Genomic DNA, 11,261 nt, shown 5'->3' on the forward strand with positions numbered 1-11,261 from the left:
GCATGCTGTCGGAGCCCTTCCGTTCAGATTGGTTGGGTCGTTGGTTTGCTCAAAGCGGCTATGGCCTGCGCCGGGTGCCACCTGCCCTTCTCCAGTCTGGAACGCACGACAGAGGCATGTTTGGCCGCGTCCACCGGACGCTTCGCCTTGTGTCGTGTCGTGTTGCAGAAGAGGCATGCAGCGACGATGTTCGTAGCCACGTCCTTGCCACCGTCTGTTCTCGCCTTGACATGCTCGGCGGTGCATCGAAACCGCTTTGCCAGACTGGGAGAAAGTCCATAGTGCACGATGAATTCATGCAGGCTGGTATCCCATCGGTTGCTGGCAATAGAAACAGCTCCCACCCTGGTTCCGGGCGGCCTGTCGTCTGAGATTCTTCAATTTGTTTGATGGCATGAGTCCACGTCCTTTGCTTCATTGCTGAAGCGGACGTGCAGCGACCGGGAAAAACGGTCACCCCTCAGTTGGGAGGAAAACCCTCGCACGAGACGACGTAAATCTACGTCACTCCGCAGTCTTTAAACGGTACGAGCGCCTATCGGACGTTTCGCTGACGGGCTCTTAGCAAACCCCAGGCGAGCAATTTATCTCGCCTCCATTCGATGTCAGCTTAACAAATGTTCTGCTGCAATCAAGTCTGGGATTACGCCTTCCCGATCGGGAGGATTTTTGTTGAGAAGCGCAATTCTTCCTCTTCGGTAAGTTTTCCCTAGTATTCCAAAAATCTTCCTGTACGGTAAGCTAACCATATGGAGAGTGCATGATGATCCATTCAGCTGCGGATTTCGGCGCGTTGGTTCGCGAACACAGAAAAAAGCAGGGCTGGACGCAGACCCAGTTGGCGGAACGGTGTGGGACCGGGGAACGCTTCATCGTCGATCTGGAAAATGGCAAGCCGAGTTGCCAACTCGAAAAGGCGCTCATCGCCGCACGGACGGTCGGCATTGATCTCGGTGACCTGAAATCCGCAGCCCCACCAGCTGTTGCGGATGCCGATGATGATCTCGCCTACCTGCCCCGTTTCTCTTGATCAGGCGTCGCCGTGACTACGATCTTCTATGAGAGCTTGCCTGTTGCCAATCTGATCGACCGCGATGGGATTTCGCTCGCCTATGAACCGAGCTGGGAACAACGCGCTTCGGCATTTCCAATCTCCCTGACGATGCCCTTGCGATCCGGCCCCTATGGCGCCGATCGGGTCATGCCGTGGCTTGCCAATCTTCTCCCTGAGACGCATCTCTCAGAGATCGGCCAGCGCCTAAAAGTTTCTCCGCAGGACATTATTGGTCTGCTGACGCGCCTGGGTCGCGATACCGCTGGAGCATTTTCGCTCGGGGAACCGCGCCGAGACGGAAATAATTTCCGCATCATCGAGAACGAGGCAGCGCTTGAACGCATCCTCGATGAACTGCCCGAACGCCCTTTTCTGATCGGAGAACGCGGCGTGTCGATGTCCCTGGCTGGCGTTCAGGACAAACTGCCCGTCTTCGTCGATAAGGACGGCAAGATAGCAATTCCCTTGGACGGCACGCCATCAACACACATCCTGAAGCCGGACATACGGCGTCTGGCGGACAGCGTCACGAACGAAGCTTTCTGCATGACCCTTGCCAAACTCTGTGGGCTGGAAACGGCCGAGGTGACGACGGGCCGAGCGGGTAAAAGAGACTACCTGCTAGTCAGACGTTACGACCGCATCGCCGACACCAAAGGCACGATCCGCCGCGTCCATCAGGAGGATTTCTGCCAGCTGCTCGGACTGTTTCCCTCGGAGAAATACGAGCGGACCGGGCTTGGCCAGCGCGGCGGCGCTTCGCTTACGCAGATGTTTGAGGCGCTGGCGCGGTACGTGTCGCCCGCCGAACGATTGAGGCTGCTCGACGCCGTCATCTTCAATATCCTGATCTGCAACTCCGACTCCCACGCCAAGAACTATTCGGTTCTTGTCGGTGCCGCCGGAACGGCGAAACTCGCGCCGCTCTATGACCTGATGTGCGCAGCGGTCTATAAGCAAGTTGATCAGTCGCTGCCTCAGCAGATCGGGACAAAGCGGAACGCCAACGAGCTACACGGTAAGGATTGGCAGCAATTCGCATCGGCCGTTGGCCTGAGCCACGCTCTCATGACAAGACGAGTACAGGAGCTTTCAGACAGCGTTTCCTCGCAGGTTGAGATCGCTTCAAACGTTGACTTAACGAACTCCCCCGCCAAGAGAGAAGTTTCAGACCGACTTGCCTTTGTTATTCGAAAGCGATGCTTGAAGATTAATCGGCAGGCCACTCTGTGACTGTCCTGCCAGTCTCATCATGCCGTGTGTAGCCACCGGATTTAACTGGATGGCAATATTTAAGGTTACAACTTTCGGCAGACTTGTGCGATTTTAAGTTGTCGCAAGATGGCAGGGGATTTGCCGTAATATTCTGGGGGGTTAAGTGCAGTTTGTAATTTCCATAGGAGATTTTTTCCGAGCCTCAATCTTGCATCTCGCGGGACTTTTGACACACGAATCTGCGCCAGGGTTTATTGCTTTTCTCCTGCTGCTGGCTCTCCTTGTGGTGTCGGTTGCATTTTGGCGCCGGGTAAGCAAGCAACGCCGCGCGGTGGTGTGGTTGCGCAAACAGATTTCCGCTAGCGCCAATGAAATCGAATTCAGCCGCGATATCGACGCCCTTTGCGCGAAAATCACAGAAAATGCAAAGTCTCCTGAACAGCGCCAACTTGCTCACGCATGGACCGAGTATCGGGAGACATTTGTTCCCCACGAGGAAGACGGCAATATCATTCTTCGAAATGCGGTCCGACCCTCGACGTTCTTGAATGTTGAAGATTTGGGTTTCGGGGCGGGAGCCTGGCGTATCGCTCCGGGCCTGTTCGTGACGATCGGACTGTTTCTGACGTTCCTTGGATTGATATCGGCATTGAATGCGATGTCTCAAGGCGACGAAATCAACAGCGCAACAATGAGAACGTTGCTAAGTATCGCGTCAGCAAAGTTCATAATGTCGCTGACAGGCCTCTTCTGCTCCATTGTCTTCACCGTCGTATTCCGCCGCGTTTACGGGTTGCTGCTGAAAGCCACGCATGGGCTTTGTGAGTCCATCGAGAAAAAGCTGACATACATCAGCCTTGAAGCGCTCGCGTCCGAACAGCTCCAGGCCGTTCGTGAACAACGTGAACACTTCCGCATCATCGGAATGGAATTGGTCGCCGAAATTGGTCGCCCACTTCGGGAAGAGCTGCCTAAGGCAATCTCTGCGTCCATCAGCGACGCGATGGCCCCTATGATGGACCGCGTTGGAAAGCTCGGCGCTGAAGGCGTCGGCGATCTGGTTTCCGGCCTCTCCAACAAACTCACCGACACAGTCGGCCTTGCCCTGTCCGATGCCAGCCAGCGTCTCTCGGAAGCCGGAATGAAGATCGGACAGCTAGCCGATCGCATGGACCAGAGTTCCGGCCGCATGGGTTCGGAGATGGAAACGGCGACGATGCGGGTCGCGCAAGCGGTCGAGGAGCTAAGGAACTCGATGGCCGCGACAACGCAGTCGGCGGGAGGGGCATTTACGCAGGGCGCGGAACGGCTGCTCGATGTCATGAACCAGACACTGGAGGGCATCCGCAGCAATACCGGGGAAGGCGCTCAGGCCATGTCCGCCGCCGCAGGCGAAATGCGCGCTGCTGCCGAATCGTTTCGCTCTGAAATCGAGGCTGCGGCGAAATCCGGCACCGAGGCCGCAAATGCACGAATTCAGGCTGCGACGTCGGACGCGAGCGGCTCGATCAGCGCCGCTGGCCAGAACGTCGTCGATGCCTTCGGCAGAACCAGTGCCGAGATCGCCCGGATTTCCGAGCAGGCCGCGATGAAGGCGGGCCAGGAACTGATGGCACCGCTGGAGGGCATCGCAGGTCAGCTCAAGGAGATGATCACAGGGCTCAATCAGAGCAATGCTGATCTGCGCCGAATGGCCGAGGGAGTGCGTGCAGGCGCAGATGCATCCTCCGAGGCGGCCGGCACCTTCCGTTCCGCATCCGGCGATCTCATTTCCGCCGCCACGCCAATCCGGTCTATTGCCGAACGGATCGATACATCGGTCCGTCAGCTGACCGACAGTACACAGCATGTTGCCAGCGTCGTCTCGAGAACCGCAGAGACGACGGCACAGTCTGCCGCAGCGGCCCTCGACGCCGCGGAAAAGATACTGGGGCAGGAGCGGCTCGCAATCGAGACCACGATGTCAGGTCTGAAAACTCTCGTGGACCAGATGCGCGGTCAGGGCGATCGTCTGGATGACATGGATAGCAAGCTTGGTAATGCGTTCGATATTTACACCGAGCAGGTCGCGCGCGCCATCGACGGAATGTTCGGGCATGTTCGCGAGATGCAGGATCGCTTGAACCCGGCTCTCGACACGATGAGGGAAATCGTTGAGCAGGCCGAGCAGTTTGCGCCGCAGTCACGGAGAGTGTGATGCGCGGCGGTTTCAGGGTTCAGCATCAGGAAGAAGAAGAGGAGAGCGCGTTCGTCTCCATGACGGACATGACCGTCAGCTTCCTGTTCATCGTCATGCTTCTTCTGGCGTTCTTCGCAAGCGAGTACAGCGAAAACGATACTGTCAGCAGGACGATCCACGAAGAGGTCGTGGCAGAACGCGACACGGCCCTGGAGGAGATAAAGAAGCTGCGCGCGCTCATCTCCGACAAGGAGAAACGCATCGATGAGCAGTCCGTCGAACTCGACACACAGCAGATCGAGATAGCTCAACTTCAGAAAAAGATCGCCGAACTGGAAGAGATCATCGCGAAATCCAAAAAGCCCGATCCTCTCGAAGCATATTTGACACGGTCGGCAGCGGAGCGGCGTCGAATTCTCGAGACACTCCGTAACCAGTTGAAAGTCGATTTTCCTGACCTGCAGGTCGTCATCAGCGAGGAAAGCGACGCACTCCGTTTCCAGGGCGAAGGTCTTTTTGACAGGGGTATCAGCACGTTGAAGGCTGACAGAAGGGCGGTCGTCGAAAAGATTGCCGCGCGCCTCGAGCAGATACTGCCTTGCTATACGTTGGGTCCGAAGAAGTCGTGGAATTTGGAATGCAACCCGAGCCTGTCCATCATCGAGGCATTGCAGATCGAAGGGCACACGGATTCGGACGGAACCCCCGACAGCAACCTGAATCTCTCCACGGCGCGGGCCAATTCTACCTTCACCACAATGACTGCGAGCAAACCGGGACTGGTGGATTTCCAGAATTTTCGCAACCAGCCCGTTCTTTCCGTGGCAGGATATGGGCAGATGCGACCAATCCGAAAGAACGATACGCTTGAGGGAAAGGCAACCAACCGCCGGGTTGATCTGCGGATCATCATGTACAGCCCGAGCCGATCAGACGAAATCGAACGGATTCGCGCTTCTCTCGAAAAGAGCGACGGGGTGGCGAATGGGAATCCTTGAGAAGCTGAAGGCGCGCGGTCGCTTTGAAGCTCCCGCCCTTCCCGCGATAAATCGGCTGTGGTCGGCGACGGAACGTATCCTCTCTCGCTGGCCCGACGTCGTAGCGAACCCACCGGAGCGCGATCGCGAGAGGCTCGTCGCCGAGATCAATCGCCGCTTCCAGAGCGATGACTGGAACAACACGCCGATGTCGCTTGTCACATCGGCGGCAAGAGCGCTCTTTGATGAGGAGCGGCGTGAGCGACCAGACCTCGCGGACCTCCGCAGGTTCTATTACGACGAATGCCGGGTTTCGACGCGTATGGGCTTTCTTGGCGCCATGGCATCGATTTATATTGGTAGCTATGTTCCCACTGCTCGCCACACCTTGGAGCTATCGGAAGTGCTTCGCGAGGCTCGGATTCGTTTGGGCGGACGCTGGAAAAACCTGCTGGAGCGCATCCCCGAGATACTCGATCCATTCATCGCGCATGAGGCCGTCGCCCAAAAGATGCTCCCGATGGACGATCCATGGAGTGGCCTGAAAAGTCTGGGTCTCCGCAGCCCGCATTCTAATGGTTTGATGGACCACGCTCACCTCGCCTATATTCGGTCAATCGCACCGGAGCTGAAGAGCCGCGAAGGCATGGCAAGGCTATTCGGATGGCTGAAGCCCGATAATCAGGAAGCGAAGCTTACAGGTTCTGCGGACGCAATTTCCGCTTGCCTTGGCCATTGGACGCAAGCGGTACCACCGGAGGATGACCAGCGTTATCTCCTCGAAAACCTGATCGGGCTTTATGGCGATCCGCGGGTGCAGCGCGGCGACGCCTGGACGGGCGTGCCCGAGCAGTTGATGAGCGTCATCCTCCGATGGCTGACCCGCGAGAACATCCGCTTCTTCCTCGATATCGTTTCAGCCGTCGAAGAAAGCCACATGTGGGAGCCGCGGCGAAAGTTCTGGCTGGGTCTGCACCAGCAAGGGCGGATAGATGCCGCATGGGTTGCCTTCAGTGACCGAGCGGCTCGAGAGGCCCGAACGAGAAGCAAACAGTCTGGTAGTCGAGGAACGCTGCGCTTTGGTCGCCAGATTGCCGGCGGGGGCCGGAGTAACACGTCGCTTCTGATATTAAAGGTTGGGCGCAAGATCGTCGTAGAGGGCTCACACAGCTATAAGGTCCATGTGTTCGACGCTACGAATCTGCGGGCTCCGGCCCTGTACGGCGACAACTACGATTGTGACGACATCCGGGACATTCCAGGAGCCAAGGCGAAGTCTCACCAAGGCTACTGGGAAGGTTGGGTGCTGGAAAACATCTGAAGGAACCGGCCTTGGAATTTGATGTCTCGTTCGACCAGAGCGTTGTAACTCTTGCCCTTCGTGAAAAACGATATGGGTTTCTTAGCCGGCTGATGTCCAGAAAGGCGACAACCGATCTGGACAGCCTCCCGATCGAGGAACGCGATCTCCTGTTGGCCGTCGCCGATGTCCGTGCAATCGGTGATGAGATTGATGCTCCACCTCGTATCACCTCGAACGCCATTGTTCTCGATCACCGCCTTGTCGCCGCTCTTGACGCCAGGACTGCGGAAATTCTGGGATTGCCGGCTGTGGTTGATCTGGTCCTCAAGACCGACGTCGAAGGCATTGTCGGGGCTAGCAACTTCCGGCTGAGGCATGAATGGCTGCGCAACGGACAGCGACAATTTCCCAAAAGGATCGGGTCTATCCTTGAAACAGCCAACGGACTGCGCCGCGTTCCGTTGTGGATGATGGACGCGATCGAAACGTCGGAAGCGCATCGGCCCGGCAACGGCGATTCGACGGACTGGGAAGCCTTGGCACGGTTCAGGCAGATGCTGGACCCGGGTACCGATGGCGAAAACAAAGGCCCTGCCGCTCGGCTTTCCATGACCGACTTTCTCAGCGGTCTACAAGTGCGGATGGCAGACAGTTTTTCCATTTCGCCCCGCAGTTCGTCCGATTTTGACGTCGTTCCATTTTCATTCCAGCGCCTGGAACGCGATCTGAGCGGCTTCGACGAAATTTCCGAAGACATGGGCGAAATCAGGAATACCGACCTCGGTATCTTCCAGAACCGGGTTCGCGAACGCGGCGCTCTCCCCGCTTACAGGCTTTCGCCCGGCAGCTACCTCGTTGTTGACCGTTCGGCGGCACCCGCCCTGCAGGTGATGGGAGAGATGCAACATGCGCCGGCGGCAGAACGTCAGGACTTCATCCGCAATCCGGGCCTGAAGATATCGAATGCCGTAGAAGCTTCGCTTCGATCTCAAGGCAAGCTTGAAGGTCTGTCACCCCAAGCCGAGCAGGAGATGATCGAGGCTGCGGCAGGCAGCCTCATCGTCGAAACCAAGGAATTCTCCGAACGCGTGACGGGCGTCGTGACTTTCGAGAAGATCGCGCTCGACATCACGGAAGGTAGCGGGACGACTTGGCTGCCTGAAGAATTCAGCCGAAAACTCGGAGAGGCGCTCGGTGCGATGCCTCGGTCCGACCTCGAGGCGCTACGGGAAAGGGTTTCATCTGCTATCGAGCAAGAGAAATCCGCGGTTGAACTGGGCGAACTTTCGATACCGGCCAGGCCGGAAATGCTGAGCGTGATAGACAATCATCTCAGCGCGGCCGCAGAAAACGACGACGGTGATAACGTCGACGAAAAGACCGACGAAGGGAAGCGCGGACCCGTCGTCCTCGACACCGCAGTCAACTTTGAAGAGGTTTCCTGGCACGCGAAACTCACCCCGAGATCAGCGACGGCCAGTTCCGGGATTCCGACTTCCATCAGAACACCCCTGAAACCTCACCAGGTAGAGAGCTTGCAATGGCAGATCGAAGCCTGGAAGGCTGGCCTCCCCGGCGTACTGAATGCAGACGAACAGGGGTTGGGGAAGACGCTTCAGACGATCGCCTTCCTGACTTGGCTGAAATCGCATATGGCGGAAACGGATGCTCACAACAAAGGTCCGGTCCTTGTCGTTGCGCCGACGTCCCTGCTTGAAAACTGGGAACAGGAAGTCGCCCGCCATCTTCACGATCCTGGCCTGGGGCATCTCATCCGGCTTTACGGTAGCAGTCTCGGTGGCCGAAAGCTGGTCGGTGCAAAGGGGCGTGACACCGACAGCGGAGACGCCAAACTCGACCTGAGCTCCCTACACGAAGCGATCGAGGAGGGCCGTGCTCACAGGTTCTGGCTTCTGACGACCTACACTACCCTTACAAACTATCAGCATTCGCTGGGTCGCATCCCGTTCTCCGCGATCGTCTTCGACGAAATTCAGGCGTTGAAAAACCCCGTCAGCCTCAGAGCCGTCGCCGCACGAGCGATGAATGCCGACTTTCGCATTGGTCTGACAGGTACGCCAATCGAAAACGCTGCGACCGATCTCTGGTCGATCATGGATCAGCTCGCACCAGGCTCGCTCGACAGTCTGCGTGACTTCCACGGGAGATACAAGGAACCGACGGCAGATAACATGACCGATCTCCATGCACGCGCTTTCCGGCCCAATAAGGATTGCCCACCACTGGCACTGCGGCGCCTGAAAGACGAAGTCGCGTCCCATCTTCCCAAAAAGTCGCGGAAAATTCATCCCAGACTGATGCCGGAAGGCCAGGCTATTGCCTACGACGATGCCAAACTGAAATTGGCAACTGGCGGCCTCGGCGCTCAGCTGAAGATGCTGCATCACATTCGCACCGTGTCCGTCCACCCATCCGTCCAGTCTGCATGGAGCGACGAGGACTTCATTTCGGCATCGGGACGCCTGACCGCCGTCATGGATATCCTGCGCCGTGTTCATGCGCAGGGCGAGAGAGCTCTCGTCTTCATAGAGCACAGGCAGATGCAGTACCGTTTTGTCGAGCTGGTAAAAGCTGAGTTCAAGCTTCAGAGGGTCGATCTGATCAACGGCGACACGCCGATCCCCCAGCGCCAAGCCATCGTCAACCGGTTCCAGCGGCATCTGGAAGACGATCGGGGGTTTGATCTCCTTGTATTGGGACCGAAGGCTGCTGGCACTGGTCTGACGCTTACGGCTGCCACACATGTCATCCATCTTTCCCGCTGGTGGAATCCGGCTGTCGAAGAGCAATGCAATGACCGTGTTCATCGTATCGGTCAGACAAACCCTGTGACGGTCCACATCCCCATGGCGGTACATGCGTCATACCAGGACCAATCCTTTGATTGCCTCCTTCAGAGCCTGATGATGCGCAAGCGGCGCCTCGCCAGTTCCGCGCTTTGGCCCATGGGCGACACACAGGATGATGTCGCAGCACTTCAGCAGCTGATGAGTGCCGAGAAGACAGGCGACAAGGGCGATCCGGTGAGAGCCGCGATGCAGGGAATGTTTGAACGGGACAAGCTGAGGTTTCCGGCGGCGGAGGCCGACGGATCGCTGGCGATCGATTGATCTCGACCTCGCCGGTATGCGGAAATCATTTCCGCAACGCGAGGCTTTCCAGTGACAGGCCTGCAAGCGAACAAAAATGAAAATAACTTGGACAGACCATGACGAATGACAGCAATTCCCGCATCGAACCTATCCTTTCAGTCGACAAGGCCCTTGTAATTGCAGACCCGTGGATCAGCCTGATCCTGAGCGGTCAAAAGGACTGGGAGATGCGGTCGACGTCAGCATCGCATCGCGGCTGGTTCGGGTTGATATGGAAAGGGCTTGGTGCAGTCTACGGCGTGGCTCGACTGGTCGACGTCAAACCTCCACAGTCCCCAGAGCAGATGATCGAGACAGTCGAACGCCACCGTATTCCAGAAGAGATGATCCGATCTGGCAAAGTGGCGGCCTGGAACACGCCATGGGTGCTTGCCGATGTCCGGCGGCTGACCACGCCCGTTCGCTACCGTCATAAGAATGGCGCGGTGACATGGGTTAATCTCGAGGATGATGTTTCGGAGGCGATTGTCCGACAGTTGAATGCCGCGCCTGCCTTGCAGGCTCCCTTGACCTCGCTGGCCGCAGCGCCAGCCGTTGCGGAGAAGAGAGACGTCAAGGTCATCGGCGAAGTCGAGATCACCCAGGGCAACATTGATCACCATCATATATATCTCCGCGGGTTCTTCGATCGCTTTCCCGCAGATTCAGTAGGTGGGTCGAATAGAACTGCCAAGGCGCCGAGGGAGATTTCCGTCGACTGGGGCCAGGACATTGTTTGGACTGACCTGGATAGTTCGAAGAAGTTTTTCCGCGCGCGAGGTTGGATCGGATCGTTCTTCCGGTTCAGCGAAGCGAAAGCGGGCGACGTGGTGATTGTAGAAGAAACAGCATCCTACCAATACCGGGTACGGCTTTTGAAGCGAGACAGGTAACTTTCGAGCCTCGTCTATAATTTTTTCATATACCAAGTGCAATTTATTGGTGCATAAAAAAATGGCGCTTGAATATTTTTCAGAAATTTTAGCTCACCGGATTCATTGAGAAATTTCCTTCTCAAAATGAGAATAAATTAGGAAACTCTGCAAGTTTACTAATTTTTTCAAGGACTTGACGATTTCGGTTGTAACACATATCGGAAATTTATGTCATCATTATCTCACGGCCCCTGATGAAGACCGGATGAAAACAGGAGATAAGACGACATGACTAAATACACGCAGAAGAAGATTGCAGCCAAGCTGGCTGTCAAGGCAGCGGCAGGCGATGAAGAGATCAGCCCGGAGCAGCAGGGCGAGCTGAAAGAGCTTGGGTGTTGATTTCCACTGAGAGCTGACCCGGCGCAGCGTTATATTTCCATTGAGAATTGACCCATGTTTCAACCGTCCCCTGCATGTTTTCAGCGGGGGCTCTGGAGTGATCG

At 56.8% G+C, this 11,261-nt stretch carries 7 protein-coding genes; all 7 read left to right on the forward strand.

Translation table 11 applies throughout. The annotated features are described in order from the left end of the window. The first annotated feature begins 763 nt into the window (after window positions 1–763). The 7 genes from ASG39_RS18225 (at window position 764) to ASG39_RS18255 (ending at window position 10,773) form a co-directional block, all read left to right on the forward strand. Window positions 764–1,030, forward strand: coding sequence for a helix-turn-helix domain-containing protein (locus tag ASG39_RS18225; RefSeq protein ID WP_062596420.1), 267 nt, complete (start codon window positions 764–766; stop codon window positions 1,028–1,030). A 12-nt stretch (window positions 1,031–1,042) separates the two neighbouring features. Beyond that, window positions 1,043–2,287, forward strand: coding sequence for a type II toxin-antitoxin system HipA family toxin (locus tag ASG39_RS18230; protein WP_062596386.1), 1,245 nt, complete (start codon window positions 1,043–1,045; stop codon window positions 2,285–2,287). Between the two features lie 145 nt (window positions 2,288–2,432). Next, window positions 2,433–4,466: a hypothetical protein gene (locus ASG39_RS18235; RefSeq protein WP_062596387.1), complete on the forward strand. Its 2,034-nt coding sequence runs from the start codon at window positions 2,433–2,435 to the stop codon at window positions 4,464–4,466. Then, the gene (locus ASG39_RS18240) at window positions 4,466–5,446 is read left to right on the forward strand and encodes an OmpA family protein (protein WP_062596388.1); all 981 of its coding nucleotides are present in this window, start codon (window positions 4,466–4,468) and stop codon (window positions 5,444–5,446) included. Before ASG39_RS18235 ends, ASG39_RS18240 begins: the two co-directional genes overlap by 1 nt. Then, window positions 5,433–6,746 carry an EH signature domain-containing protein gene (locus tag ASG39_RS18245; protein ID WP_062596389.1) on the forward strand — a complete coding sequence of 438 codons (1,314 nt, stop codon included), beginning with the start codon at window positions 5,433–5,435 and terminating at the stop codon, window positions 6,744–6,746. The genes ASG39_RS18240 and ASG39_RS18245 overlap by 14 nt, the downstream gene beginning before the upstream one ends. Before the next feature lie 11 nt (window positions 6,747–6,757). Beyond that, entirely contained in the window at window positions 6,758–9,859 is a 3,102-nt protein-coding gene (locus ASG39_RS18250) for a DEAD/DEAH box helicase (RefSeq protein ID WP_062596390.1), read from the forward strand. Between the two features lie 98 nt (window positions 9,860–9,957). After that, window positions 9,958–10,773, forward strand: a complete 816-nt coding sequence (locus ASG39_RS18255; protein WP_062596391.1) for an ASCH domain-containing protein — start codon at window positions 9,958–9,960, stop codon at window positions 10,771–10,773. Window positions 10,774–11,261 lie beyond the last annotated feature (488 nt).

The sequence above is a fragment of the Rhizobium sp. Leaf371 genome (assembly GCF_001424045.1).
In the GTDB taxonomy this organism is placed as follows: domain Bacteria; phylum Pseudomonadota; class Alphaproteobacteria; order Rhizobiales; family Rhizobiaceae; genus Ferranicluibacter.

Excerpts from the sequence above, each read along its gene's own strand:
- ASG39_RS18225 (WP_062596420.1), top strand. The coding sequence starts at position 764 with ATGATCCATTCAGCTGCGGATTTCGGCGCGTTGGTTCGCGAACACAGA.
- ASG39_RS18240 (WP_062596388.1), top strand. The coding sequence starts at position 4,466 with ATGCGCGGCGGTTTCAGGGTTCAGCATCAGGAAGAAGAAGAGGAGAGC.
- ASG39_RS18245 (WP_062596389.1), top strand. The coding sequence starts at position 5,433 with ATGGGAATCCTTGAGAAGCTGAAGGCGCGCGGTCGCTTTGAAGCTCCC.
- ASG39_RS18255 (WP_062596391.1), top strand. The coding sequence starts at position 9,958 with ATGACGAATGACAGCAATTCCCGCATCGAACCTATCCTTTCAGTCGAC.